This is a genomic window from Streptomyces sp. NPDC002680 (genome assembly GCF_042889145.1).
GTDB classification, from domain to species: domain Bacteria; phylum Actinomycetota; class Actinomycetes; order Streptomycetales; family Streptomycetaceae; genus Streptomyces; species Streptomyces adonidis.
In genome coordinates this window covers 167,416-193,960 of the sequence record NZ_JBIAQP010000016.1, presented here as the reverse complement: position 1 = coordinate 193,960, position 26,545 = coordinate 167,416, and the positions used below count along the sequence as shown (strand labels likewise).

23 protein-coding genes are annotated in these 26,545 nt (G+C 70.4%); 9 read left to right on the top strand and 14 right to left on the bottom strand.

What is annotated here, in order from left to right:
- Positions 1 to 2: 2 nt before the first annotated feature.
- Positions 3 to 926 (bottom strand): LLM class F420-dependent oxidoreductase, encoded by a 924-nt coding sequence (locus tag ACFYXF_RS36130; RefSeq protein ID WP_389356175.1) that lies wholly within the window; start codon positions 924 to 926, stop codon positions 3 to 5.
- 270 nt (positions 927 to 1,196) lie between these two features.
- Here ACFYXF_RS36130 and ACFYXF_RS36125 point away from each other — a divergent pair, with 270 nt between their 5' ends.
- The gene (locus ACFYXF_RS36125; protein ID WP_389356174.1) at positions 1,197 to 1,364 is read left to right on the top strand and encodes a hypothetical protein; all 168 of its coding nucleotides are present in this window, start codon (positions 1,197 to 1,199) and stop codon (positions 1,362 to 1,364) included.
- A 374-nt stretch (positions 1,365 to 1,738) separates the two neighbouring features.
- Here ACFYXF_RS36125 and ACFYXF_RS36120 read toward each other — a convergent pair whose 3' ends face one another.
- The 3 genes from ACFYXF_RS36120 to ACFYXF_RS36110 all read right to left on the bottom strand — a co-directional run bounded on the left by ACFYXF_RS36120 (position 1,739) and on the right by ACFYXF_RS36110 (position 5,143).
- Positions 1,739 to 3,502 carry a hypothetical protein gene (locus ACFYXF_RS36120; RefSeq protein WP_389356173.1) on the bottom strand — a complete coding sequence of 588 codons (1,764 nt, stop codon included), beginning with the start codon at positions 3,500 to 3,502 and terminating at the stop codon, positions 1,739 to 1,741.
- A gap of 392 nt (positions 3,503 to 3,894) precedes the next feature.
- Positions 3,895 to 4,767: an XRE family transcriptional regulator gene (locus tag ACFYXF_RS36115; RefSeq protein ID WP_389356172.1), complete on the bottom strand. Its 873-nt coding sequence runs from the start codon at positions 4,765 to 4,767 to the stop codon at positions 3,895 to 3,897.
- A gap of 64 nt (positions 4,768 to 4,831) precedes the next feature.
- Entirely contained in the window at positions 4,832 to 5,143 is a 312-nt protein-coding gene (locus ACFYXF_RS36110) for a helix-turn-helix domain-containing protein (protein WP_389356171.1), read from the bottom strand.
- 315 nt (positions 5,144 to 5,458) lie between these two features.
- Between ACFYXF_RS36110 and ACFYXF_RS36105 the strand changes: the two genes are divergently transcribed.
- Complete coding sequence (locus ACFYXF_RS36105; RefSeq protein WP_389356170.1) at positions 5,459 to 5,629, top strand: DUF6415 family natural product biosynthesis protein; 171 nt, start codon at positions 5,459 to 5,461, stop codon at positions 5,627 to 5,629.
- Positions 5,630 to 5,905: 276 nt separating this feature from the next.
- Here ACFYXF_RS36105 and ACFYXF_RS36100 read toward each other — a convergent pair whose 3' ends face one another.
- The 5 genes from ACFYXF_RS36100 to ACFYXF_RS36080 form a co-directional block, all read right to left on the bottom strand.
- Positions 5,906 to 7,462 (bottom strand): recombinase family protein, encoded by a 1,557-nt coding sequence (locus ACFYXF_RS36100; protein ID WP_389356169.1) that lies wholly within the window; start codon positions 7,460 to 7,462, stop codon positions 5,906 to 5,908.
- A gap of 234 nt (positions 7,463 to 7,696) precedes the next feature.
- Positions 7,697 to 8,170 (bottom strand): DUF6099 family protein, encoded by a 474-nt coding sequence (locus tag ACFYXF_RS36095; RefSeq protein WP_389356168.1) that lies wholly within the window; start codon positions 8,168 to 8,170, stop codon positions 7,697 to 7,699.
- A gap of 157 nt (positions 8,171 to 8,327) precedes the next feature.
- Complete coding sequence (locus ACFYXF_RS36090) at positions 8,328 to 8,678, bottom strand: nucleotide pyrophosphohydrolase (protein ID WP_389356167.1); 351 nt, start codon at positions 8,676 to 8,678, stop codon at positions 8,328 to 8,330.
- Entirely contained in the window at positions 8,675 to 9,844 is a 1,170-nt protein-coding gene (locus ACFYXF_RS36085) for an ATP-binding protein (RefSeq protein WP_389356166.1), read from the bottom strand. Before ACFYXF_RS36085 ends, ACFYXF_RS36090 begins: the two co-directional genes overlap by 4 nt.
- A gap of 108 nt (positions 9,845 to 9,952) precedes the next feature.
- Entirely contained in the window at positions 9,953 to 10,342 is a 390-nt protein-coding gene (locus ACFYXF_RS36080; RefSeq protein WP_389356165.1) for a cell division protein SepF, read from the bottom strand.
- Positions 10,343 to 10,616: 274 nt separating this feature from the next.
- Between ACFYXF_RS36080 and ACFYXF_RS36075 the strand changes: the two genes are divergently transcribed.
- Both ACFYXF_RS36075 and ACFYXF_RS36070 read left to right on the top strand, forming a co-directional pair.
- Positions 10,617 to 14,807 (top strand): molybdopterin-dependent oxidoreductase, encoded by a 4,191-nt coding sequence (locus tag ACFYXF_RS36075; protein ID WP_389356164.1) that lies wholly within the window; start codon positions 10,617 to 10,619, stop codon positions 14,805 to 14,807.
- A 120-nt stretch (positions 14,808 to 14,927) separates the two neighbouring features.
- A complete protein-coding gene (locus ACFYXF_RS36070; protein ID WP_389356163.1) occupies positions 14,928 to 16,673 on the top strand; it encodes a hypothetical protein in 1,746 nt (581 codons plus the stop codon).
- Positions 16,674 to 16,716: 43 nt separating this feature from the next.
- Here ACFYXF_RS36070 and ACFYXF_RS36065 read toward each other — a convergent pair whose 3' ends face one another.
- Entirely contained in the window at positions 16,717 to 17,235 is a 519-nt protein-coding gene (locus tag ACFYXF_RS36065; RefSeq protein WP_389356162.1) for a YceI family protein, read from the bottom strand.
- 164 nt (positions 17,236 to 17,399) lie between these two features.
- Here ACFYXF_RS36065 and ACFYXF_RS36060 point away from each other — a divergent pair, with 164 nt between their 5' ends.
- Positions 17,400 to 17,897: a MarR family winged helix-turn-helix transcriptional regulator gene (locus ACFYXF_RS36060; protein WP_389356161.1), complete on the top strand. Its 498-nt coding sequence runs from the start codon at positions 17,400 to 17,402 to the stop codon at positions 17,895 to 17,897.
- A gap of 23 nt (positions 17,898 to 17,920) precedes the next feature.
- Here ACFYXF_RS36060 and ACFYXF_RS36055 read toward each other — a convergent pair whose 3' ends face one another.
- Both ACFYXF_RS36055 and ACFYXF_RS36050 read right to left on the bottom strand, forming a co-directional pair.
- Complete coding sequence (locus ACFYXF_RS36055) at positions 17,921 to 18,601, bottom strand: sigma-70 family RNA polymerase sigma factor (RefSeq protein ID WP_389356160.1); 681 nt, start codon at positions 18,599 to 18,601, stop codon at positions 17,921 to 17,923.
- 348 nt (positions 18,602 to 18,949) lie between these two features.
- The gene (locus ACFYXF_RS36050; protein WP_389356159.1) at positions 18,950 to 19,603 is read right to left on the bottom strand and encodes a hypothetical protein; all 654 of its coding nucleotides are present in this window, start codon (positions 19,601 to 19,603) and stop codon (positions 18,950 to 18,952) included.
- Between the two features lie 156 nt (positions 19,604 to 19,759).
- On the opposite strand from ACFYXF_RS36050, the gene ACFYXF_RS36045 reads away from it, so the two are divergent.
- On the top strand, positions 19,760 to 21,007 hold the full coding sequence (locus ACFYXF_RS36045) for a heparan-alpha-glucosaminide N-acetyltransferase domain-containing protein (protein WP_389356158.1): 1,248 nt from the start codon (positions 19,760 to 19,762) through the stop codon (positions 21,005 to 21,007).
- A 102-nt stretch (positions 21,008 to 21,109) separates the two neighbouring features.
- A complete protein-coding gene (locus ACFYXF_RS36040) occupies positions 21,110 to 22,093 on the top strand; it encodes a TIGR01777 family oxidoreductase (protein WP_389356157.1) in 984 nt (327 codons plus the stop codon).
- Positions 22,094 to 22,399: 306 nt separating this feature from the next.
- Here the strand turns inward: ACFYXF_RS36040 and ACFYXF_RS36035 are convergent, their stop codons facing one another.
- Positions 22,400 to 23,062: a TetR/AcrR family transcriptional regulator gene (locus ACFYXF_RS36035; protein WP_389356252.1), complete on the bottom strand. Its 663-nt coding sequence runs from the start codon at positions 23,060 to 23,062 to the stop codon at positions 22,400 to 22,402.
- Between the two features lie 167 nt (positions 23,063 to 23,229).
- On the opposite strand from ACFYXF_RS36035, the gene ACFYXF_RS36030 reads away from it, so the two are divergent.
- Positions 23,230 to 23,991, top strand: coding sequence for an SDR family NAD(P)-dependent oxidoreductase (locus ACFYXF_RS36030; protein ID WP_389356156.1), 762 nt, complete (start codon positions 23,230 to 23,232; stop codon positions 23,989 to 23,991).
- Between the two features lie 96 nt (positions 23,992 to 24,087).
- A complete protein-coding gene (locus ACFYXF_RS36025) occupies positions 24,088 to 25,506 on the top strand; it encodes an alpha/beta hydrolase (protein WP_389356155.1) in 1,419 nt (472 codons plus the stop codon).
- Positions 25,507 to 25,634: 128 nt separating this feature from the next.
- On the opposite strand, the gene ACFYXF_RS36020 is transcribed toward ACFYXF_RS36025, so the two are convergent.
- Positions 25,635 to 26,543: a hypothetical protein gene (locus ACFYXF_RS36020; protein ID WP_389356154.1), complete on the bottom strand. Its 909-nt coding sequence runs from the start codon at positions 26,541 to 26,543 to the stop codon at positions 25,635 to 25,637.
- Between the last annotated feature and the right edge of the window lie 2 nt (positions 26,544 to 26,545).

Sequence of the window (26,545 nt, the reverse complement as noted above, 5' to 3'; positions counted from 1 at the left end):
CGTTACGCCAGCTGCGACTGCACCTGCGAGGAGATCAGCTCCAGGTGGTCCAGGTCGTCGAGGTCGAGGATCTGGAGGTAGACGCGCTGGGAGCCGATCTCCGCGAACCGGCCGATCCGGTCCACGACCTCGGCCGGGGAGCCCGCCAGGCCGTTGGCCTTCAGCTCGTCCACCTCGCGGCCGATCGCGGCGGCGCGGCGGGCCACTTCCTGGTCGTCCTTGCCGACGCAGACGACGAGCGCGTTCGAGTACGTCAGCTCGTCGGCCTTGCGACCCGCCTGCTCGGCCGCCGCACGCACCCGGCCGAACTGGCGCTCGCTGTCCTCGATCGAGGCGAACGGCATGTTGAACTCGTCGGCGTACTGCGCGGTCAGCCTCGGAGTACGGGTCGCGCCGTGGCCGCCGATGAGTACGGGGATCTTGTCCTGCGCGGGCTTGGGCAGGGCCGGCGAGTCGGTGAGGTCGTAGTGCGTGCCGTGATGGCTGAACGTTTCACCGGTCTTGGTGCCCCACAGGCCGGTGACGATCGCCAGCTGCTCTTCGAGGCGGGCGAACTTCTCCTGCGGGAACGGAATGCCGTACGCCTTGTGCTCCTGCTCGAACCAGCCCGCGCCCAGGCCGAGTTCGACCCGGCCGCCGGACATCTGGTCGACCTGCGCGACCTGGATCGCGAGGACGCCGGGGAGACGGAAGGTGGCGGCCGTCATCAGGGTGCCGAGGCGGATGCGCTTGGTCTCACGGGCGAGTCCGGCGAGGGTGATCCAGGCGTCGGTGGGGCCGGGGAGGCCGTCCACATCGCCCATGTGGAGGTAGTGATCGGAACGGAAAAAGGCGTCGAAACCGAGGTCCTCCGTGGCCTTCGCCACGGCGAGCAGGGTGTCGTAGGTCGCGCCTTGCTGGGGTTCGGTGAAGATGCGAAGATCCATGCTTCCATCCTGCACGGTCGAACACGGGTCAACCCCACCGGTCCCCCCTGCCCCACGCCTCCCCGGTCGGGTGAAAAACCGTCAACCGCGCGTGAGGTGCGGCTCCGCGCCAGTGACCCGCCCCGGCAATGATCGTTGGCTCGGGCGGAGCCGGCCCGACCGGCGCCCGCACCGGTACCAACCGGGCAGCCAGTTCGATTGTCGGCTCGCCCGTTTCCGGGGCGCACCCGCGTCGGCTCCTTCGGGGGCCAGTGGCCGAGGAGGCCGTCATTGTCCGAAGAAGTCGTGCCGCAGCAGGCGGGGCCCGCACAGCCGAAGGGGTTGCTGCAGCAGATGGAGGAGCTGATGGCGGCGCTGAACGCCGATCTGTCCGACCTTCAGGTTGAGGCGGGTTTTTCGCCCATGGAATCCAAGGCGGATCACCCCAGGTCTGAGTAGCCACATACTTTTGTGGCAGACGCCGAAGTGACCCGTCGGCCTGCCAGGGAATCGCTGGCGAGCCAAAGTGATCGCCAGCGAATCCCTGATGGCCAAGCGAGGGGAGTCCGCCCAAGCTTTGACCGGGAGTTTGACGGTCGCAGCCTCGTCGCTCTCAGTGATCGTCCAGCCGGCCAATTAACGCACCATGCGACGGGCAGTGTTCAACGCTTCGCGGTGTTCAAGCAAGTCATGGATGGCGCCCGCGCTGTTCGCCTGGCTGGAGTCGGAGATCTGCCACACGTGGCGGCGGACCCTGACCCGGGCCTTCGCGATCCGCTTCAGCGTGCACTGTCGAGAGCTGCCAGAGTGTGGCACCTTCCTCTAACTCTGCATCAGAAAGGCTCGGTCGGCTTAATGTCCAAGGGCAACTGGCTCGAGGCCTCCTCGGCATCGCCCTTCCTCCCCGCCGCGATGGAGACGTAGCGCCGCCGTTGAAGCTCATCGCGTTCAACGTCCGGGATCGTCATCGCCTCGGCAAGCACAGCGGCGAGCGCATCTACTCCACTGTTGTCGATGTCAGCAGGAAAGAGCCACCGGATGTTCTCGTCGCGCGTGATGAGGTCGATCGCCAGGCGCCCGTTCCTGTCCTGTGTGGTCGCCGCTCGGACATATCGCACCCGGTCGATCGGGATGTCCGGATGGATCTCGCCTTGCTCAAGGAATGCGTTCGTCCTGGCCGTGATAATGCGGCGATCCGTGACAGCGACCAGTGTCTTTACCGTCGCCTTGTCCCTCGCTGCCGCCAACTTCTCCTTCGCCTCGCTGAAGATCGCAGAAATAGGACCGAGAGCATCCAGCTGCTGGGGGAAGCCGAGGACGCGGAGGGTCTCGCCGTCATCGAGGAACCATCGCAGGATGCGAAGGTACGGCTCGAGATCCCGCGATTTGGGTGCGCATACGACGCCCGGAGCCTCGAGCGGAGGGGCTGGCGGATGGAGAGCATCGGCCAGAGGCTCGATCGTCTCCAGAAGACGGGCGGAGGTCTGACGGGCTGCGATCGAGTCTCTCCGCTTCCCAGGCAGCGGCAGTGTGTCGCGTCCGGGGAGTTCGGCGATGATTCGTAGCTCCCGCGTCAGGGAGTCGACGAGGCTCGTCGACTCGGCGAGAGCGGAGTCAAGCTCCGTACGAGTGTCGCGCGCGATCGCGTCGACGAGCCGGGCCTCGCCGGCGTCTTCTGGTCCAGCGGCTCTCGCCCGTGTGGCATGGAGCGCCTGATATCCGATCCATGCCTTGACGGAAGACAGGAGGGCATGTGCGTCAAAGACGATCGCCTCGGCGTTCGTCTCGAGATACTCACGGCGGCCATGCGTGTCGAGCTGGTGGATCTGCTGGATGTGACTGCCGACGTTCAATCGGTACAGGTCCAACTGCTTTCGCAGATCCGCCCTTTTGCCCGCAACAGTTTCCCACAGAGACGTCGGGACCGACCCGACCTCTCGGGCCTGGTCAACTATGTGATCGACAGTGGCGACAAGCGCCGTCAGCTCGGCCCACTGCCCACGGCGAACAGTCGTGAGTACCTGGCTCGTCAGAGCGATGTTCGTTTTGACGAGACCAGTGACCTCACTCAACTGCATCTGAAGGCCGACCATGGCCAGCGCCGGCCCGAGCATCGCCGCGGTCTGCGCCGCGCTCACCGCAGTCATGGGGATGAATCGGGCCTGAGCAATGATGCGGCCCCGGAGCATCACCGTTCCGAGGTTCGCGCCATCCTTGATGGCGAGCGTTCCACCTGCCTTCAGCAGGGCCTGTGTCGCACCACTGATTCTGTAGAACCCCTGCACGCCGGCGAATGCGTTTCCGAGGTTGCCGGCCACGGTCGCCGTGTTCCCGATCGAAGCGAGGACTGTGGAGATCTGTCTGCGGTCCGCGGCCGACACGAGCCCGAAGTCGAGCAGATCGGGCTTGAGTTCCGCCGGGACCTCACCGAAGACGACGGCAACTCCTGGGAGCACCTCCGCCAGGACCGTCGATACCGTCGTCGAGTCGATGTCCGAGTCGAGTGTCGGATCATCCGCAACAGGTGAATCGGCGCTATTGCTCTGGCCGTTCTCCTCAGAATCGGCGATCTCCGTCAAGTCCAAAGGGTCCTTCATGCGTTTCTCCTTCCCCCGTCGCGCGGGCCTGGATGCAGAACCCGCCCAGGTCCCCGTAGGACCTCGAGCTGCTCGTCCGGTGCAAGGCACTCCGCTCTCCCCCGCACGAGCGGCCGCAGTCCCTGCGCGAGCTCGTTCAGCCTGACCGTGCGCTCGTCCATCCACCCACCCCGTGATTCAGCTCAGACCAGCTCCTCTGCTGGCTATCGAAGCAGATCGCGAAGTAAGGCTGGAGTACTAACCGGACCAGGGTCCTGACGATCTGGGGGTCGGCGTCCGGCAGTGCTTGGACAACAGCGCCGGTTCGATGGTGCCGGACTCACGCAGCGACCGAACCCGGTCTTTGACGGTTCCGGATCCTGATTCAGCAGACTGCACCAGCCTGGAGCGGGTCAGTCGAACTCGCGCAACGCTGTGACGAGTTGGCGCCCTCGGCAGCGCCCCGGCGCAGCAGGAGAGCGGCCGTGGTGTGGAGTTCGTTCCAGGAGTGTGGGCGGCCGAGGGCGGAGGCATCGGGGCACGGCCTCCAGGGCCACGGTGAGCGCCTGTGCGGCCTCGCCGACCCCAGCGTAGGCGTGGGCGAGGCAGGTGCGATACCAGGTCTTGTCGCGGCGGAACTCGGCCGACAGCGCGGCCAGGCCCACGGTCAGGTGGTCCACGGCAGCGCGCCAGTCCCGCAGGTGCAGCGCGGCCATGCCCCGCTGGAGCGTGAACCAGGTCTCGCCGTAGAAGTACATCCAGACCGGTTCGTCCTCGGGGTGCTCGGCTGCCCTGCCGATGAGGTTCTGTGCCTCGTCCAGGAACCGGGTGGCGTCGTCGCCGTCGCCGTTGAGGGCGTGACCCCGGGCGGCCATCTGCGCCGCCATGCCCTGCACTCCGAGCGACGTCCCCGGGGCCGACCAACGTGCCGCTTCAGCGAGCCGGACGGCCCGGTCTCCACGGCCGCCGGACCACGCCATGTGGGCCTTCATGGACAGCGTGGTGGCAGCCATGTTGGGGTCTCCGGCCTCCAGCGCCCATTCGTGGCTCCGGTCGTACCAGGCCAGCGCGGCGGCCGTCTGCCCCTGGTCCTGGGCCATCCATACGAGGAACTGAGCGTGTTCGGACGCGAGACGGACCACACGGTCGGCCAACGGGACACGGGCGCTGGCGTAGAGGTCCACGACGGTGCGGAGTTGCTGACGCAGCACGTCCGCCAGAGGGCGGGAACCGATCTGGTCCTCGGCCCGGCGGTGCTCGGCCAACAGCCGGTCAAGCCAGTCCAATGTGGGGGCATCGGCCCTGTGCCCGTTGTCGATCACGCTCGTGACCCGGGTCAGTAGGTCGTCATCAGGCCCGGGGGCCCGGGAGCGCCAGCTGGGCAACCTGCTGAGCCGGGGCAAGGGCCCCCGTCCGGCTGAGGTCTGCCGGGATGTCCAGGCCGGAGCGGATGCGCTGCTGTACCTCCACCGAGGTCACGCGCCGGTGGCCCCGCTCGATGGCGGAGACGTCCGGCTGGACCAGGCCGACGCGCTCACCCAGCTTGGTCTGGCTGAGGCCGGTGAGCTTCCGGTACGTACGGAAGACGGCGCCCCAGTCCTCGGCGGTGACAGCGGCGATGAGCTGCGGATGTGCCCACAGGTCCGGTCCGGAATCCCCCATGGATTCAACGATATAGGGCCTCCATATAGGACCGCCCAATTGTGACGGATGAGGCAGCACACGAGGGTTGACACGCAAGAACCTCGGCAGCCTGGGAGGGCCCCGGGACGTGGCCAACCTGAGGAAGCAGGTCAACATGTCGCAAGCTACAACCCCCACTAGCGGTCCGGGAGAGGATCCCCCGCTGGACATCGAGACCATGCGTTCCAGCGCACTCCGCCTGATGGGACCGGAGGCCCAAGTACCCAATTGCGCCGCCGAGTTGAAGACGCTGACGCTGGCCCTGCGGGGGCATCTCAGGTTGCTGGCCCCGAGGTGGAGGCAGTCGCTCGCAAGCTGCCCGAGGACGACGTACCGAGGGCGTGCGCACTGGCGTGCGCCGGTGAGGCCCGGCAGCGGCTCAACCTGCCTACGGGGCTCGTAGGCGCCCGGCAGATGGCGCGCTCGGTCAACGCACTGTGCGACCACATGGAGGCTCTGTCGTGACCGAGTGGCGGTGGGAGGACGGATCCGGGGGCGCCGGGCACATGCAAGCCGTTGCGGGGAGTGGGGAGTTCATCCAGATCCAGGAGGCGTCGTACGACGTGGTGGCGTACCGCAGGATGCTCGATCACGGGCAGTCGTGCCCGGAGTGCAGGACCGGTGTGTGCCCCGAGGCGCGGAGCTTGTGGCGCGCGGTCAGAGGAAGAGAGCCGTAGAAGCCTCCTCAACACGAAGCCCGGCCGGTGACAGGGCCGGCCGGACTTGTCGTTCGCACGTAAGTCAAGGCGTCCAGTCAATGTTCACGCTGTCCGGATCGACGACACCCGGCAGGACTCCGAGCGGGCGGCCTCGCCGCCCGGGTCGCAGCGTGACCACCGCCAGGGCGGTGAGGATCTTCCGCCGCCGCTCCAGCGGGTACGTGGCGCGCCACCACTCAAGGGCATCATCGGGGTCAACGTCCTGCCGCCGAACCAGTTCCGGCAGGTCGACGCCGTCCAGCGGACCCGGCTCACTGGCCGCCGCCGACACCGCATCTGCGACCTGCGTCTCGACGGCTGCAATCTTCCCCCTGATGAGCCGGGCCGCCTCGCGGTACTCCAACGGGTCGGCGTCCTCGCTGTCCGCGAACACCTCAGCCAAAGCGTTCAGCCGAGCGTTCAGGGTCGCGTGACGAGCGGTCAGGGCGTCTAGGTCCGGGCCGTCGCCTCCGGGCGGTCCAGGGTTCGAAATGACCTCCCGGGCGCGCTCTGGGCGGCACAGCCGAGCGATTATCACGCCTTCAACGAAGTCGTCCACCGGGGCAGCGGTCCGGACCAGGTGCGCGCTGGCGGTGCACCTGTACTGCTGCCGCTGTCCGGCCCTGGCGCCGCCGGGGCGGACCACAGCGCCGCAGCCAGGACGGCCGCACCGGTACAGTCCCGCGCCCAGGTACTTGGGTGCCCGAGCGTCGACACTGGCGAGGTGCGCACTGCGGGCCGGGTCAGTCAGCACGGTACGCAGTGCGAGCCACGTGTCGTGCTCGATGATCGCGTCCCACTGCGCAGGGCCCACATCCTCGCCCTTGTGCGCGACGCGTCCGGCGATCCGGGGCGAGAGAAGCACGGAGCGCAACGTCTGGATGACCCAAGGCTTGCCACGTGGGCTGGTGATCCCCCGAGCGTTCCACGCCCGGCAGATGCCCGTCAGCGTCGCACCGGTCTCCGGGTCGGCGGCGCGGGCCAGCACCGCGCCGGCGGCCTCGCGAATCAGCTTCGCTTCACGGGGGTCGACACGCGGCACCTGGGGAGTCTGGCCCTTGACCGTGGGCGTAACAGCCTCGAACCCGAAGGTGCGGGGGCCACCATGGTGGACGCCCGCCCGACGGTTCGCCTCCTTCTTGGCCTTCATCCGCTCGATGGAGTGCTCAACCTCGTGGGTGCTCACGCTGGCGAGGATCCGGGCGACCATCCGGCCGGACGCGGTGGCCAGGTCCAGCTCCCCCTGCTTGACCGGGCGGATAAGGACGTGCCTGCGCTCCACGATCTCGATGAGCGGCTCAAGGTCCCGGGCCTGCCGGTACAAGCGGTCCGCATGCCAAACGATCACGGCCTCGGCCTCACCGGCAGCCAGCATGTCCAGCAGTTCCGCGTACGCGGGGCGGCGGGCGCGCCGACCACTCTTACCGACGGCGGTGCGGTCGTCGTCGACCTTCACCGCCACGACGGACCAACCAAGGTCGGCGGCGAGCTTACGGCAGGCTTCCTCCTGCCGGGTAACCCCTTCGGCCTTGCCGGTCGAGTCGTGGGAGATGCGGGTGTAGATCACTGCGCGAAGCGGCGTGCGCTCATTCCTGACCATGCCTCAATAATACGCCCCGATCACAAGGTTGGAGATGGTCCGTACTGGATGCCTGTATTCAGAGGCCCCCGCTTCGGCCTGAACGGCCTCGTCCTCAATCGCCGGACGAGCTGAGATGCCCGGGCCGAGCTGAAAGGCTCGGCCCAACTGGGACTCGGGTGCGGAAGCGCCCCGACAGGAGCGCGGGGAACTGCGCGACCAGCCCCCACCGGCCCGCGCCGGACAACGAACCCCCTACCCAGCGACCCGCTCCGCTCCCCCCGCCGCCTCCCGCGCCGCCAGCTTCCGGAGCATCTCCAGGACCCGGTCCCGGGATTCGTCCGCCGCGTCGATCGACTCCATGCACTGCCAGTACGTCGTCTCGTCGCGTGCCGCACTCGCGATGCCGACCAGGGCGATGCCCGCCTCGCCGAGGAGGTTGCCGAGCCAGAGGAGGGCCTGGCGGGCGTCGCCCAGCTCGGTCAGCTGGGCCGCGCGTAACGCGCCGGCGGCGAGGCGCGGTTCATCGAGCACTCCGCAGCCCCGGCCCGCCAGTTCGGTCAACCCCAGTGCCTCGCCCCGCAGTTCGGGTGGTCCGGTGACCGCGAGGCGGCTGCCTATCGCCTGCGCGAGGGCCTGGGCCTGCCACACCTCCGTCAGGGTCTCCGGTACACCGTCGCTGCTCGCGAGGGCACGTCTGCTCGTCAGGATGAGCCGCACCGCGTCCATGCGCTGCCCCCGTCTGTCCCGACGCGCTCTCGCACGTCCGCCCATATTCCACCGTCCACTACCCAGAGTGAAGTGCTGTGGGACGAAAAGCCAGAGGAAGGCGGAAATCTGCGGACAACAAATGGGGAACGGGCCGCATATTGACTCCGGAGAGTGACTATTTTGGCGGGAACCTCCGCTCGTTGCGGTCGATCTTCGCGTCGAGGGCCGCGAGCGCGTCGATCCCGAGCACCTCGCACAGCTGGAGGAGGTAGGCGAGCACGTCCGCGACCTCGTCCGTCACGCGGTGGGCGGTGTCCGGGTCGTCCATCACCCGCGCCGACTCCTCGGGCGTCAACCACTGGAAGATCTCGACCAGTTCGGACGCCTCCACACTGAGCGCGGCGGCGAGGTTCTTGGGGGTGTGGAACGGCTGCCAGTTCCGTGCCGCCGCGAACTCGGCCAGCCTGCGCTGGAGTTTCGCCACGTCCAGATCCTGCTGCCGTTCGGGGTGTTCCTGATCAGTCACGGCTTCAGGTCTACCACCGTCACCCCTGCCACTCCCCGCGCCCACGACGCGTCGCTCACCGCCCCGAGCAGGCGGATGTGCCCGCGGTCGCACATCCGCGCCGCCAGGCCCAGGAGTTGCTCTCGCTGACGTACGTCCAGGGCGCGGTCGAAACCGTCGGCCAGGACCGTGAGGGTCTGGAGGGCGTCGGGGACCTCGCCGGGGCGGTCGACCGTCAGGACGCCGGGGCCGGTCAGCAGGACCAGCGCCAGGCCCGTGTATCTCAACTCGCCGTCGCCCAGCCTGCCGAAGTGGGTGAGCAGGCCGTCGCCCCGGTCGAGTACGGCCCTGACGCGGCCGTCGGTGACCCGGTCGGCGCGTACGTCCGTGACCGGGCCCGCGCAGCCCTCGCGGACGGCGGCGGTCAACAGGCCATGGCGGATGGCGCATTCGGTGCCGGTGCGCCAGAGGACCTCCGCCAGGTTGTCGCAGCCGGGGAGGAGGCGTCCGCTGCTCACCGGGACCGCCGCGCGCATCCGGTCGGGGCGTGGATCGCAGGCGAAGACGGATCGCAGTGCGACCACCATCTGCTCGGCGGCGGCGATGACCCTGCGCTCTCCGTCGGTCCTGCCGGCCACCTTCAGCGGCAGCAGGGCCGTACCGAGCCGGTCGTCGGGCATCGAGACGCGCGTGACCGGTTCCGAACCGGCGGTGTGCCAGGCGGCCTGGACGAAACGGCGGCCGGGATCGCGCAGCGCCGTCTCCAGCAGGACCACCCCGCCCGCGCTCAACCGCTCGCCCACGATGCGCAGTTCGGGTTCCGCCTGGACGGCGACGTCGAGTTGTACGGGACCCTCGGGACCGTCCGCCGTACAGCCGATGCGGAAGCCGCGGCGGCGTTGGGCGTCGGGGCGGGCGCGTTCCGGTACGCAGGCGGCCGGGTCCGGGAAGGCCTCTCCGACGGCGGCGCCGGAACCGAGGCGGGCCAGTGACTCGTACGCCCTGAGCGCTGTCGTCTTGCCGCTGCCGCTCGGCCCGGCGAGAAGGGTGAGCCGCCCGAGCGGCAGGCTCACCCGGCGGTGTCCCGCGTACGCGGAAAGCCGCAGTTCGGTGACGCTCGGCCGCTCGGGACGCGGCGCCGTCTGTGTCTGTGTCTGTGTCTGTACTACGGCGGACGGTAAGTCCATCGACAGGCTCATAACCGGACCGTAGGGCTCCGGCCTCGCGGCGAACCGTTCCGTCCGCCGCACCTTCCTACGAACGGGGGATCAGCGGATCTTGCGCCGAGGCCGCTCTCAGTGTCCGGGGACCCCCGCTCCGCCCATGAGGCCCCCGACCTCCGTGCCGGGCGGGGTGAGAAGGAACACGTTCCGGTCGACCCGGTGCATCCCGCTCGCCAGCCCGAAGACGACGCCCGTGCTGAAGTCGAGGACCCGCTTGGCGGTGTCCGTCTCGGCGCCGGTCAGGTCGAGGAGCACCGGGATGCCCGCCATCAGCGTCTCCGCGACCTCGCGCGCGTCCGCGAAGACATTGACGCGCAGGACGACGAAACGCCGCCTGGCCTCGGTCTCCGCCTCGGGTATCGACCGGTGGCCCACCGCGGACGGCCAGGCGTCCCGGCCTCTCAGCGGTACGACCTGGGCGAGCCCCTCCCACTGTTCGTCGGTGACATCGTGGCTGTTCATCGACCCACTCCGCCCTGGCTCGCACTGGCTGTCTGCATCAGCCAATTCTTACGCATGGTCACCCGATCGGCCCAATACGACACGCTCAGCGACCCCCTATGTGAGATAAATCCGAACACCTATACGTACCTCACAGCACTGACACTCTGGCTGTGCAGCGGGTGTAACCGCTGATGATCAGGTCATGTGACATCGACGTAACGGGCAATTCGTACGCTCGTCGGCAGCAGGCCCGGTACGCAGAAGGACAGCGCGGTACAGAGGAAGGCAGCACGTGACCACTCCCCCCACGACGACGCAGGTGCGGACCGTGTGCTCGTACTGCGGTGTGGGCTGCGGAATCGTGCTGGACGTCGGGCTCGGGCCCGACGGACGGCGTACGGTCTTCAAGGCGTCCGGGGACAAGGCGCACCCCGCGAACGCCGGGCGGCTGTGCACCAAGGGCGCGACCACCGCCGACATGCTGAGCGCGCCCGGCCGACTGACCACCGCGCTGGTCCGGGACGGCTCGGACGACCGGGGCGATGAGCTGGTGCCCGCGCCCGTCGCGGACGCGATCGCGGAGACCGCGCGGCGGCTGCGCGCGATCGTCGACGAGCACGGGCCGGACGCCGTCGCCTTCTATGTCTCCGGGCAGATGGGCCTTGAGGCCCAGTACCTGGCGAACAAGCTGGCCAAGGGCTTCGTGGGGACCAACCAGATCGAGTCCAACTCGCGGCTGTGCATGGCGAGCGCGGGCACCGGATACAAGCTGTCGCTGGGCGCCGACGGGCCGCCCGGCTCGTACGACGACTTCGATCATGCCGACGCCTTTCTCGTCATCGGGTCGAACATGGCCGACTGCCATCCGATCCTGTATCTGCGGATGATGGAGCGGGTGAAGGCGGGGGCCAAGCTGGTCGTGGTCGATCCGCGGCGTACCGCCACCGCCGCCAAGGCCGATCTCTTCCTGCAGATCAAGCCTGGGACCGATCTCGCCTTCCTCAACGGTCTGCTTCATCTTCTGCACGTCGGCGGGCACACCGACCCGGAGTTCATCGCCGCCCACACCGAGGGCTGGGAAGCCATGCCCGGCTTCCTCGCCGACTATCCGCCGGACGCCGTCGCCGCGATCACCGGCATCCCCGAGGACGACATCCGGGAAGCGGCGCGGATCATCGGGGCGGCCGACGACTGGATGAGCTGCTGGACCATGGGGCTCAACCAGTCCACGCACGGCACCTGGAACACGAACGCCCTGGTCAATCTGCATCTCGCGACGGGTGCGATCTGCCGGCCCGGCAGCGGGCCCTTCTCCCTCACCGGGCAGCCCAACGCCATGGGCGGCCGCGAGATGGGGTACATGGGGCCGGGGCTGCCCGGGCAGCGGTCGGTGCTGGTGGACGAGGAGCGGGCGTTCGTCGAGGACCTGTGGGAGCTGCCGGCCGGCACACTCCGCAAGGACGGCGCCGGGCACGGCACGATCGAGATGTTCCGGCGGATGGCCGAGGGGCACATCAAGGCCTGCTGGATCATCTGCACCAACCCGGTCGCCTCGGTCGCCAACCGCCGTACGGTCATCGAGGGGCTGGAGGCCGCCGAGTTCGTCGTCACCCAGGACGTCTTCGCCGAGACCGAGACCAACGCGTACGCCGATGTCGTCCTGCCCGGCGCGATGTGGACCGAGGCGGAGGGCGTCCTCGTCAACAGCGAGCGCAGCCTCACCCTCGCCCAGGCCGCCGTCGACCCGCCCGGCGACGCCATGGCCGACTGGCGGATCATCGCGGCCGTCGCCCGCGCGATGGGGTTCGAGGGGTTCGCGTACGAGAGCGCGGCGGACGTCTTCGAGGAGCTGAAGCGGGCCTGGAACCCGAAGACCGGGTGGGATCTCCGGGGCGTGACGTACGAGCGGCTGCGGGAGACTCCCGTGCAGTGGCCCGCTGCCTCGGTGGACGGGCCCGCGCGCAACCCCATCCGCTACCAGGGGGACGCGGGACTGCGGTTCCCCACCGCAAGTGGGCGTGGCGTCTTCTTCGCCCGGCCGCATCTGCCCGCCGCCGAACTGCCCGACGACGACTTCCCGTTCGTCCTCAACACCGGGCGGGTGCAGCACCAGTGGCACACCCTGACGAAGACGGGCAAGGTCGCCAAGCTCAACAAGCTGAACTCCGGGCCGTTCGTGGAGGTACATCCCGAGGACGCGCGGGAGTTGGGGGTCGTCGACGGCGATTCCGTCGAGGTCGCCTCGCGGCGCGGGCGGGCCGTGCTGCCGGCCGTCGTCACGGACCGGGTACGGCCGGGGTGCGTCTTCGCGCCCTTCCACTGGAACGACCTCTTCGGTGAATACCTGAGCATCAACGCGGTGACGAGCGACGCGGTCGATCCGCTGTCCCTGCAGCCGGAGTTCAAGGTCTGCGCGGTGTCCCTGGTGAAGGTGCACAAGCCCGAGGGCCAGGTGAACAGGTCCGAGGGCCCGGTGGACAAGTCCGAGGGCCCGGTGGACAAGTCCGAGGGCCAGGTGGCGCGCCCCGAAGTCCCTCCCGCAGAACTCCCTCAAGTGCCGGTCGCCGTACCGCAGTTGGCGTTCACGCCCGCTCCCCCGCCCGTCCTCAGCGCCCAGGAACGCCAGTACCTCTCGGGCTTCCTCGCCGGGCTGCCCACCGGTGCCGTGGGGATCCCCGTGCTGCCCGCCTCCGCGCCCTTCAGCGCCGAGCACGCGGACTGGGTGAACGGGATGCTCGCCGGCATGTACTCCCGGGCCGTGGAGGCCCCGCCGCAGCAACAGGTCGGTGTCGGGGTCGAGTTGGCCGGGCGCGAGGTCGTCGTGCTGTGGGCCTCCCAGACCGGCAACGCCGAGGAACTGGCGGGCGCGGCTGCTGAACGGCTGAACGCCGGCGGGCACCGGGCGAGGCTCGTCGGCATGGACGAGGCCGATGTGGCCGCCCTCGCGCGCGGTGCCGATCTCCTCTTCATCACCAGCACGTTCGGCGACGGCGACGCCCCCGACAACGGCTCGGGCCTCTGGGACACGCTCTCCGGGGAGCAGGCGCCACGGCTGGACGGCGTGCGGTATGCCGTCCTCGCGCTGGGCGACTCCTCGTACGACGACTTCTGCGGGCACGGGCGCCGACTGGACGCGCGGCTCGACGAGTTGGGGGCGGTACGGATCGCGCCGCGCACCGACTGCGAGCCCGACTTCGAGCCGTCGGCGGACGCGTGGCTCGACCAGGTGCTCGACGGTCTGGACACGAGGGAAACGGGCGGCGCGGAGAGCACCAAGACGGACGACACAAAGACAGACGGCACAAAGACGGTTTCCGCTCCCGCTCCTGCTTCTGTTCCGGCTCCCACTCCCCTCGTCCGGTCCGCCAAGCCCGCCCCCTCCCCCGCCCTGCTCGTCGGCAACCGGCTGCTCAGCCTTCCCGGGGCGACCAAGGAGGTGCGGCGGTTCACGTTCGACACGAGCGGTACGGGACTGGCGTACGAGGCGGGTGACGCGCTGGGCGTGCGGCCCGTCAACTCCGCGTCCCTGGTGGCGGAATGGCTGGCCGTGACCGGGCTGGACGCGTCAACCGGCGTGACGGTGGACGGAGTTGGTGAGTTCTCGCTCTCCGAGGCGCTGCACGGGCAGCTCGACATCACCCGGATCACTTCGGACCTGCTGCGTTTCGTCTCCGAACGGGCCCGGGACAACCGGGAGTTGAAGAAGCTGATGCGATCCGACAACAAGGACGGGCTGGCCCGCTGGTCCTGGGGGCGGCAGGCCGTCGACGTGGTCGCCGAGTACGGGGTGCGGGCGTCCGCGCAGGAGTGGGTGGGGGTGCTGCGGAGGCTTCAGCCCCGGCTGTACTCCATCTCGTCGAGCCCGCTCGTCGACCCGGCGCGGGTCTCGCTGACGGTGTCCGTGGTGCGGTACGAGAACCTGCGGGGCGTGCCGCGCGGTGGAGTCTGCTCGCCCTTCCTGGCCGACGCCGGGCCGGACACGGCGGTGCCCGTCTACGTCCAGCGCTCGCCGCACTTCCGGCCCCCGGCGGACGGCTCGACGCCGATGGTGATGGTCGGGCCGGGGACCGGGGTGGCGCCGTTCGTGGGGTTCCTGGAGGAGCGGCGGGCGCTCGGGCACGCGGCGCCGAACTGGCTGTTCTTCGGTGAGCAGCACCGCGCCACCGACTTCTACTACGAGGACGAGCTGGCCGAACTGGTGGCCGAGGGCACGCTCAGCCGCCTGGACACGGCGTTCTCGCGCGACCAGCGCAACAAGGTGTACGTCCAGGACCGGATGCGCGAGCACGGGCCCGAGCTGTGGCACTGGCTCCAGGAGGGCGCCCACTTCTACGTCTGCGGCGACGCGTCCCGCATGGCCAAGGACGTGGACCGGGCGCTGCGGGACATCGCGGTGGCGCACGGCGGATTGAGCGAGGACGAGTCGGGTGTGTACGTGAAGCAGCTCGCGGCGGCGAAGCGTTACGTACGGGATGTCTACTGAGCAGACAGACCCCGGCATTCCATCACAATTACCTACTGGCGGACATTCTTACCGGCCTCACACCGGACCCTTCACCTCCACCCGCACGCGGCACACCAGGCACGATTACGTTCCACTGTCGTGCACTTGGCAGAAACAGCGCCTGACACCAAGGCGAAGAACATCCCCCGCCCGACCTGGGTGGCCGTGCCGGAGGCCGATGCCCCGGCGCAGTGGCATCGAGTTCTGACCCTGCTCGCGACCGTCAGCCTGTTCATCGGGACGCGCGCGGTGTGGACGCAGGCCGCCAGTCACCGGCTGGTCGTCGCCGCCGTCATCTCGCTCTGCTATCTGTCGATCCTGGTCAGCGGGGTGCTGGCGCTGACCGTACGCCGGACGCGTTCGCTCGCCCGGCTCGACCTGTGCGTCCTGGTCACCGCCATGACGCTGACCCTCTGCACGTTCGCCCTGAACCACGCCGGCGGCGACGAGGGCGTCCTCACCGCACAGGCCGCCCGGGAACTGGTCGCCGGACACCCCGTGTACGGGCAGCCCTGGCCATGGCTCTTCCAGCACAACCCCGACGTCGCCCTGACCCCGACGATGAACGGCGGCTACGACCTCACATACGGCTACCCGCCCCTCGCCCTGCTGCTGACCGCGCCCCTTCTGTGGCTCGGGCACGGCGCGCTGGCCGCGACCGCGGTGACGACCGGGGCGCTGCTCGTCGGCGCGGTGACCCTGTGGCGGCTGCTGCCGGTGCCGTGGCGGTCGGCGGCGACCATGGCGTGTCTGGGCTTCGGCTTCCTGCCGAGTTACGCGCGGCTCGGCTACCCGGCGATCGTCGGGCTCGCGCTGCTGATCCCGGTGGTGGTGCGCTGGCCGCGGATCGGCGCGGGCGGGCGGCTGGGGTGGGGCGGACTCGCGCGGGCCGCCTGTCTGGGCGCGGCCTGTGCGGCGCAGCAACTGCCGTGGTTCCTCGTGCCGTTCCTGCTGGCCGGGATCTACGCCGTGCGCCGGGGCGAGCTGGGCGCACGGGCCGCCGCCGGGGTGGTGCTACGGATCACAGGCACGGCGGTCACCGTATGGCTGCTGATCAACACGTACTTCGTCGTGAGCGAGCCGCGCACCTGGGCGGCCGGGGTCGCCCTGCCGCTGACTCAGAACGCCACGATCCACGGGCAGGGCCTGGTGGGCCTCGCGCTCTACTACACCGACGGCAGCGACCGGCTGGCCTGGTACTCGCACGCGAGCATGCTGCTGACGGGGGCGCTGCTGGCGCTGCTCGTCCTGTTCGTGCGGAGGCTCGGTCCGGCGGCGACGGTGCTGCCCTGGTGCGCCTTCTTCCTGGCGACGCGTTCGCAGGACGGCTACTACCTGCTGATGACCCCGCTGTGGCTGGCGGCCGCGATCACCACGCCCGCCGCGTCCTTCGCCGACGCGTGGCAGCCCCGGCCGCGCTTCCTGTCGGGCTCGCGCAGGCGTCCGGCACTGGTCGCGGCGGCGGCGCTGCTCCTAGTACCGGCGCTGGCGAGTGCGGCCGTGGCGGCGACGGGGTCGCCGCCACTGCGGATGCGGGTGACGGGGACGCGTACGGCCGGACCGGCCGCCGTGTCGGAACTGGACGTCCGGGTCACGAACACGGACGACAGCGCCCTCACGCCCCACTTCATGCTGACCACCGGTCAGGGCATGAGCCACTGGTGGAAGGTGGCCCGGGGGCCCGCCACGCTGCCCGCCCACGCGAGCGCCGTCTACCGGCTCCGGCCGCCCGGGCCGGTGTTCCACGTGCCCCGGCGCCCGGGGACGCGGATCCGGCTGCGTGTCTTCACGGCGTCGCCGGACACCTTGTCGAGCATGGACGTCCGGCTGCCGGGCGAGCGCTAGTCGGCGGCGGTCAGCAGTGGTCGGCCGCCGTCAATCGTGACGCTCAGGCCGTCTTCGTACGGACGAAGGCGAGCGTGGCGTTGACCGTCGCGAGGCCCTTCATCATGCCCATCTGGTTCCAGCCCATGCCGAACTCGTTCCGGTCCACGGTGAACTCCGCGTCCAGGGCGACCGCGTCGGCGTTCGCCTTGGTGAGGCGGGCCGTGAAGGTCACCGGGCGGCTGATGCCGCGCACGGTCAGCTGGCCGTTGACGTGGACGGTGTCGCCGCCGCGGAGTTCGGCGCCGCGCACCCCGAAGGTGATCTCGGGGTGGTTGTCGGCGTCGAAGAAGTCCGCGGAGCGCAGGTGCTTGTCGCGCTTGGTGTGCTTGGTGTCCAGGGAAGTGGCGTCCAGGGTCACGGTGCCGGTGGCGGAGCCGTCGGACAGGACCTCGCCCTGGCCGCCGACGACGGCGAAGGCGCCCTTCACCGTGACCAGGCCCCACATCGTCTTGTGACTGACGGCGACGGTGGTCGCGGTCCGGTCGAGCTGCCACAGTCCGGTTTCTACGGCGACGGTCATGAGTGTCTCCACGTGCGCAAAGGGGGACGAAAAGGATGACGGAGGGATGGCGAAGACGCCGGTCATCCAAATTTGGATGATGCCCACGCTAGCCCGTAATCCAAATCTGAACAACCCTTCGCGCACCCTTCGTGCAAAATTGGACAACCGGTAGAATCGAAACCATGGCCGACCCTGCCGAGAGCGCCCCCGACCTGCCCGCCTGCCCCTCCGCGAGCGAGAGCGCGCTGCTCCCGGCAGAGCTACGGGCCTGGATGATCCTGCTGGCCACGACCGGGTCGATCGAGCAGCGGCTCGGCCCCGTCCTCAAGGACACGCTCGGGGTCTCCCACGACGAGTTCCTGGTGCTGTGCCTGCTGGCGGGCCGGGCCGACGGCGGGCTGCGGATGACCCGGATCGCGGAGCTGCTCGGCCGCCCCAAGACCCGGCTCACCTATCAGATCGCCTGTCTCCAGCACACCGGGCTCGTCACCCGGCGCTCGGTCTGCGGTGACAAGCGGGGCGTCGAGGTGGCCCTCACCGAGAAGGGCCGCCGGCTGTTCACGGAGGCCTCGCCGGCCCTGGCCGACACGGTCAACTCGGGGCTGGCGCGGATCGGCGCCGAGGAGCGCGAGGCGATGTACGGGCTGCTGCCGGAGGTGGCGGGCGGGGAGACGGTGTGACTCTCCTCGCGCCCGCCGGGTCGTCAGGCCGCCAGAACCGCCGGCTCCGGCCGCGACTCCGCCCCTGACTCCGTCACCTCTGTCGGGGCCTCCGTCTTCGTCACCGCCTCCGTCTCGGCCTCGGTGAGCAGGTCGACGAGGGTCGCGCGGGCCCGTGCCACACGCGAACGCACCGTCCCCACGGGGCAGTCGCTGACCTCGGCCGCCTCCGCGTAGGGCAGCCCCATGAGCTGCGTGAGGATGAACGCCTCGCGCCGCTCGTCGGGCAGCGCGGCCAGCAGGTCGAGGAGCGCGATCCCGTCGTCGAAGCCTGGCAGGCCTCGCGGCTGGGCCAGTTCGGCGGTCAGCCGCCAGTCGTCGGTGTCGCACAGCCGGGGCCGGGCGGCGGCGTGCCGGAAGCTGTCGATCACCGCGCGCCGCGCGATGGACATCAGCCAGGAACGGGCCGAGGAGCGCCCCTCGAACCGGTGCAGACTGCCGAGCGCCCGCAGGAAGGTGTCCTGGGCGAGGTCGTCGGCGGCCTGCGGATCGGCGGAGAGATGGGCGACGTACCGCACCACATCGCGGTGCAGGGCGCCGACGAACCGTTCGACGGCGGCCGGGTCGCCACCACGGGCGGCGAGCGCCCAGGCGGTTATCGACTCGTCCAACGGGCGGGCCGTGGAGGTCGGGCGGGTCGAGGCGGGCAGTACAGGAGTGATCACCTGGGGTCCTTCTCGGATCATCCGGAATCCGGCAGGGCGGCAACACACGAGACGCGACGCGGGCGAAGGCGCTGCGAGGCGCGAGACGTGCGGGCACGCCGCTACCGGGTGAGGGAGGACGGCCGTACGCACCGAGCGGGTACGGCCGGGGCCCGGGCGCCCGCGGAGGCCGACGTCGAGTGCGTCGGCGCTTCCTGGAACGGCCCCGGGAAACCAGGGCCTGTCGTTCTGATCACGCCGGCCTCAGGCCGCGACACCGTGTGTGGTGCGTGCGGCCGCAAGGAGGCGGAGGAGGGTGTGCCACACCCGGCGGCCCAGGCGTGATCCGAACGACAGGTCCTCGCTGTCTCAGACGACAGCGATCCCCGTCGGCGGGCCCCGAGAAGTGATCGCGTGGACGAGCGGGAGCAGTCGCGGCGCCCGGTCCGAGCTGCCGCGTCGCGGGCGGAGGCGGGGGCGGTCCGGTGTCACGGGCCGCGCGAGCGCCAGCCGCAGCGGAGCGACCAGCCGGCCGGCGACCGCGCGCAGGATGCGGAACGCGGCCCGCTCGCCGTACGCCAGCCACAGACCGCACAGCAGCGCGGCGAGCGTGTGGGCGGCGAGCATGCCGTACGAGGACGACAGGGCGTCCGTGCCGTGGCCGCCGTGGGCCATGTGCCCCAGGCCCATGACCATCCCCGTGTCCATGTCCATGTCGGCATCCATGCCGGTGTGGGTCATGTCCATGGAGTCCGCCGACGCGCCGGCGGTACCCCGCGTGAACGAGAACGCCGAGTGGAGCGCGCCCTGGGCGACGACCACCACGCCCACGACCAGCGGGAGTCCGCGCTCGCGGCCGGCCAGGCACCAGCCCACGCCGCCCATGACCACGGTCCCGGCGACGAGCGTCCACCAGGGGACGGAGGAGCCGGACATCAGCACATGGCCGAGGGCGGCGAGCAGCACACAGACGGCCGCGAACACCGCGGCCCGCAGCGTGCGTGCACCCCATCCGGCAGTCATGACGGCGCTCATCTTCCCATCCGGCACTCGTTCGTCAGTGGTGGGTACGTAAATTACTGATCAACCGTTCGGCGGGGTACCCCCGGCCGGTCGGCGGGGGTTGGCCGGACGTTCGGCGGATACCTGGTCCGACCTGCGGGTTTCCACTCTGGTGGCATGACGCAAAACGCCTCTTTGCCGAATTTCGCCGCCGGGACTCAGATCGAACCCACAGTTCCTGTCAGCCCCGCCCGCACCCGCCCCGCACAGGTCGGCCGGCTGGTCGGCGTGGACCTCGCGCGCGGTCTCGCCGTCTTCGGGATGTACGCCGCCCATGTCGGCCCCGACCCCTCCTCGGGCGGGGTGACCGGCCATGTCATGGAGCTGTTCCACGGCCGCGCCTCCGCGCTCTTCGCGTTCCTAGCGGGCTTCTCGATCATCCTGATGACGGGCCGCCGGGCCCCGAAGACCGGCCGCGAGGGCCGCCAGGCCGTGGCCAAGGTGCTGATCAGGGCGGTGCTGCTGGTCGCCCTCGGCACCTGGCTGACCTCCACCGGCACCCCGGTCGAGGTCATCCTCGCCTACTACGGCCTCTGCTTCGCCCTGGTCCTGCCCTTCCACCGACTCCGCGCCGCCTCGCTGGCGGCCATCGCCGCCGGGACGGCACTCGTCCTGCCCCAACTCCTGTACGTCGTCCAGCGGTCCGTCGACGACGGCTCCTGGGCGGAGACGGTCACACACAACGATCCGCTCGCCCGGATCAGCGGCACCGACGGCTTCGTCGAGCTGATGTTCACCGGGAGCTACCCGGCCCTGGCCTGGGTCCCGTTCCTCTTCGCGGGCATGGCGGTGGCCCGTCTCGACCTCGCTGCCACGGCCGTACGCGTCCGCCTCGCCATCACCGGCATCGCGCTCGCCGTGCTCGGTTACGGCGGCTCGTGGCTGGCCCTGCACTTCGTGCCCGGCGTGTCCTCCGCCCTCGCGGCGGGCGGCGAGGACGGCTCCGGTTCGGTCATGTCGGCCTGGTGGTCGGACACGGCCGGCTATCCGACCGGGGACTCGGCGGCCTGGCTGTGGGCGGCCTCCCCGCACAGCGAGACGACGCTGTCCGTCGTGGGCAACACGGGGGTGGCGATCGCCGTACTCGTCGGCTGCATGGCCGCCGTCGACGCCCTCCCCCGCTTCCGGCGCCTCGCGGCTCCGGTCGTCGCGGTCGGCACGATGTCCCTGACGGCGTACGTCCTCCACCTGGCCGGCATCTGGGCCCTCGGGATCGAGGAACTCCCGGGCTCCGCGCTGCACGTGCTGTTCGGGTTCGTCGTGGCCGTGACCGTCTTCGCCGTCGCCTGGTCGCGCTTCTTCCGGCGCGGGCCGCTGGAGCGCCTCATGGGGGACGCGACGAGGATCGCCAGGTTGGTGAAGTAGTAGCCGGTCCGACTGGACGCCCGCTTTTGAACGTGTTCAAATATCCACGCCGGGCTCGTAGCACAGCCGTTCAGCGCACACGTTCAAGCCCCAGGGGGAGCCATGAGGATCGTCATTCCCGGAGGAACCGGTCAGGTGGGTACGGTCCTGAACCGTGCGCTCACCGCCGCCGGTCACGACGTAACCGTCCTGACCAGGCGGCCGACGCACGACCGCGAGATCGCCTGGGACGGCGAGACCCTGGGCGACTGGACCGAGGCGGTCGACGGCAGCGACGTCGTGATCAACCTGGCGGGCCGCAGCGTCAGCTGCCGCTACACCCCCGCCAATCTGCGGGCCATGATGGACTCGCGGGTGCACTCGGCCAGGGTCGTCGGCGAGGCGATAGCGGGAGCCGCACGGCCTCCCCGCCTGTGGCTCCAGATGAGCACCGCGACCGTCTACGCCCACCGCTTCGACGCCCCCAACGACGAGGCGACCGGTGTCATCGGCGGCACCGAACCCGGCGTACCGGACTACTGGGCCTACAGCGTCGAGATCGCCAAGGCCTGGGAGTCGGCCCAGCAGCAGGCGCCGACGCCCGCCACGCGCAAGGTCGCCCTGCGAACCGCCATGGTGATGAGCCCGGATCGCGGCGGCGTCTTCGACGTCCTCCTCCGGCTGGCCCGGCTCGGCCTGGGCGGCCCGGTCGCGGGCGGCGCGCAGTACGTGTCCTGGATCCACGACCAGGACTTCGTACGCGCCATCGACTTCCTGATCACCCAGGAGCACCTGACCGGCCCGGTGAACCTCGCCGCTCCCCACCCCGTCCCCCAGCGCGAGTTCATGCGGGCGCTGCGCGCGGCGTGGGGAGTCCCGGTAGGCCTCCCCGCAACCCGCTGGATGGCAGAACTGGGCGCGTTCGCACTCCGCTCGGACACAGAACTCCTACTGAAGAGCCGCCGCGTCGTCCCGGGCCGCCTGCTCGACGCGGGCTTCACCTTCGGCCACGAGGAGTGGCCAAAGGCGGCGACCGACCTCGTACACAGGGTCCGGGGCACACGAAGCCAGGTGCGCGACAGCGCCCCTTCAGGGACGCGGGGCTGATCCATATGGGCGCACCCCCGCGCCCCCAAGGGGCACGGGGAACCGCGCGACCAGCCCCCACCGAACCCGCACCACCGGCTCAAGCACGCGAACCCGGGCGCACCACAACGCCCCTTAAGGGGCGCGAGGAACTGCGCGACCAACCCCCACCGAACCCGCACCAGACAACCAAGCACTCGCAGCGCCATCCCGCACCCCGAGCGCACCACAACGCCCCCTAGGGGCGCGAGGAACTGCGCGACCAGCCCCCACCGAACCCGCACCGGACGAACAACCGCTCACCCCCGCATGACCCGTCGAGCCCCGCTAGGACAACCCCTCCTCCGCAACAGCCAGCGCCGACCGAAAGCTGGCCGCCAGCTCGGCCCCCGCCTCACCCGGACCGGACTCCACCTCGCCCCCGCGCCAGGCATCCCGCTCAGCCGCCGCCCGCAACGCCGCATTGAGCATCGCCGCCTGAATCACCGGCCGCACATCATCGGCAGGCAGCCCCGCCCGTGCGGCGAGAGCACGGGCGAACGCCGGCTCGGCCTCGTCGTGCGCCTGGAGCCAGACCGCACGCAGCCCCGGCTCGGTACGGGTCAGCCGTACCAACTCGCGCAGCTCCGGAATCCCAGGCCCACCCGCCCGACCCCCGGTGTCCAGCGCCGGCGCCAGCGCCTCCTCCAGGGGCCGGCCGTGGCCCCACTCCCGCAGACCGGCGGCGATCTTGTCGATACCGGCCGCGAACAGAGGACTGACGCAGCTCTCCTTGCTCGGGAAGTACCGCCACACGGTCCGCGACGAGACCCCCACCGCCTGCCCGATCTGCTCACCCGTCGTGGCGCTCACACCCTGGGCCACGAACAGTTCCACCGCCGCGAGGGCGATCTCCAGCCGGATCTCGGACTTGCGCTGCTCGGTCAGCCGAGGCCGCCCCGTCCGCCCGCGCCCACGACCGGAAGCCTCGCCCTGCCCGCCGTCCGGCACCAGCGACTCCTCGCTTCCACCCCGTACTCCCGCCCCGTCATCGAGGACCGGCCCATTGTAGTGATCCAGAGAAGACACCTCGACTTTATGTCTTTCAGAGACATTAAGTCGTACGGTGGCACCGCAACACCCCGTTGCACCCTCACGCACCACCCCTGGAGCACGTCATGACCACTGGACTCAACGGCCGCAGCGTCATCGTCACCGGCGCCGGTTCGGGCATCGGCCGAGCCACCGCGCTGGCCTTCGCGGCGGAGGGCGCCCGCGTCGTGGTCGCCGATCTCAACGCCGACGGCGCCGCCACGACCGTCAAGGAGATCGAGGAGGCCGGCGGCACGGCGGTAGCCGTGGTCGGCGACCTGAGCGAGCAGACCGTCGTCGACGAGGTGGTCGCCACCACCGTGGAGCGCTTCGGCGGGGTCGACGCGCTGGTCAACAACGCGGCGATCATGGACAGCATGTCGGCCGCGGCGGACGTGACCGACGCGGAGTGGGAGCGGGTCATCCGGATCAACCTGACCGCGCCGTTCCTGCTCTCCCGGGCCGTCCTGCCGCACATGATCGAGGCGGGCAAGGGCGCCATCGTGAGCACCGCCTCCGAGGCGGGCCTGCGCGGCAGCGCCTCCGGGACCGCGTACACGGTGTCCAAGCACGGCATCGTGGGCCTCACGAAGTCCCTCGCCGTGATGTACCGCAACCAGGGCATCCGCACCAACGCCATCGCCCCCGGCGGCACGCGGACCGGCATGATCCCGACGGCCGACTGGGAGGCGCACGGGCCGAAGACGCTCGTCCCGTACCTGGCCAGCGTCGGCCGGGTGGCCGAGCCCGAGGAGCAGGCCGCCGCGATCGTGTTCCTCGCCTCGGACGCGGCCAGCAACATCAACGGCGTGATCCTGGCGGTCGACAACGGCTGGTCCGCCGTCTGACGCCAGACGTTCACCAGGCGGGCGCACCCTGGTGCTTGAGACCTCAAGGGAGTGGAGGAAGCTGGTCGCGACCAACTCTCCCTGGAGGTACGTGAGATGACGAGCCGTCTGCCGCGCCGTACGGTGCTGGGCGGAATGATCGGCGGTCTGGCACTGGCCTCGACCGCGGCCGGCACGGGGGCCGGATCCGCAGTCGCCGCAGGTCGCGCACCGGGCGCCACCACCGGACAAGGAGCCGTCGGGACCGTCGGAGCCCTCGCCCCCGAGCCGTACGTGCCCGTGGCCGTGGGCGCCGGCGGCGGGCCCACCGGAACCGACCGCGTCCATGTCCTCAAGGTCGGCCCCGACACGGCGACCACCGTCTTCGTGCTGGTGCCCGGCATGTTCGGCGCCGCGAACGACTTCCGCCTGCTGGCCCGTGACCTGGTCGCGGCCGTGCCCGGAACACAGGTGTGGGCCCTGGACCGGCGGGAGGAGAACCTCGCCGACCGCACCGGCTTCACCGGCCCGGACCCCCTCGCCTACTACCTGGACGGCCACTACCGCACCCAGGACCCGGCCGCCTCCCCCTTCGCCGCGCACTGGGGACTGCCCCTGACCCTCGCGGACCTGCGGACCGTCGTCCGCGCGGCGGGCCGGGGCGGCCGTCGCGTGGTGCTCGGCGGCCACTCCTGGGGCGCGACGACCGCACTGGCGTACGCGGCCTGGGACTTCGACGGCTGCCCCGGTTACCGCGACCTGGCCGCGCTGGCCGTCATCGACGGCGGCGTCCTCGGGGCGTTCGACGGCACGGGCGACCCGGTCGCCGACTCACCGGAGCAGGTACGGCAGCGGCTCGCGGCCATCGACGCCGGGGCGGTGTTCGACCTGACCCTGAGCGGAGTGGGGCTGGGCAGCCGCGCGGAGAGCACCCAGATCTGGTACCAGCTCGCCGGCCACTACGCCCTCCACGACCCCGACGGCCCCTCGGTCCTCCAGCCCCGCCTGCCCGAGGCCCTGCGCCTGCCGTACCCCGTCACCAACGCGGCCCTGCTGGGCTTCCTGACCGACGCGAGCTTCGGCTGGCCGAACGCCATCACGGTGCACTCCGGCCACCTCGCCGACACCGGGGACGTACGCGGCTGGATCGACACCGGGATCACCCCGATCCGCCGGGTAGCGGAGTCGTACGCCGGCCCGGTGCCGGCCGTGTGGGAGTGGTACTGGCCGGCCCGCCTCTCCATCGACCTCGACGTCACGGACGCCTACACGGACTCCCCCCTCACCCGCTCCCTGGCCCTACGCCTCCACCACGCCGCCCGCCTGGACATCCCCTTGTACACCTTCGGCACGAGCTACGCGAAGGGCACAGTGGAGGAGGCGGCCCGCAGAGTCGTAACCAACTCCGGCATCCCATACGCCACTTACGAAACAGACGAGAACATGAACCACCTGGACCCGCTCTTCGCGACCCCGTCCGACAACACCCTGACGCACACACTGGCGCGGTTCCTGAGGGAACTGACGGGCCACTGAGGGAAGTAACGGGGCCCTGCAGGAGGGGGATGTCGGGTGGCGCGCCAGCGCCCCCGACAGGGGCGCGGGGAACTGCGCGACAAGCCCCCACCGGCCCGCAGCCAACAAACCACCCACCCCGCGGAGCACTACGCGTCAGGCAACGACACCGCAAGCCGCTCCCACGCCTCGTACACATCCACCCCAACCACCCCGAACTGCGTAAAAACGGCAACGCACCGCCCGTCCTCGTCGTCCAACTCCAACGCCGAGGTCGGGCCATGCGCCCCCGAGGACCGAACAAGGTGACACTCCCGCACACCCGCGAGATCGATCTCCACCGAACTCTCCGCAACCGCCGCGAACACCCGCCCGCCCACGGTCCGGTCAGTCACATGAACCCGCCCACCACACGCCTGCATGACCGCCGGGGCGAACACGGCGACCCCGACCGGCAGCCCGACCGAGCACACATGGTCGAGCACCGACGGCACGACGCCGACGTCGATCGCCCGGTGCTCACCGCGATACCGGTCGAACGCCGCCCGCCGGGCAACCCCACCGTCCGCGAGAACCGCGTCGAACTGCGCGAGCTGGTCACCGTTCTCCCAAGCCGGCACTTCGGGAACGACGGACGCCCCGACCACAGCCGCCCCCGCCTCGACCGTCCGGGCGAGACCGACCAACAGCCGGTCCCCCTCCGACAGCAGCCGCCCCTGATGCACGGTCCGGCCGCCCCCGTCGATCAGGTGAACGGCCACCGACCCGCTGCTCTCGTCCCGCTCGACCACGGCCGAGGCGACACCGTCACCGTCGAGACGCAGCGCGATCGAGCCCGGCCGGACGGCGAACGCGTCACCGCGCAGACTCGGTACGGCATAGCTCCCGGCCTGGTCGATCCGCGCGACCGGCCCTCCGGTGACCGCCTGGACGTACTGGAAGAGCGTCAGACACCGCGCCAGCTCCGGCATCCGCGCGTCGATCAGCCGCACACTGCTGTTCCGCCGGGAGCAGCACCCTTCCAACGCGCAACGCCGGTCGCCGTGCTGCTCCGCCATGT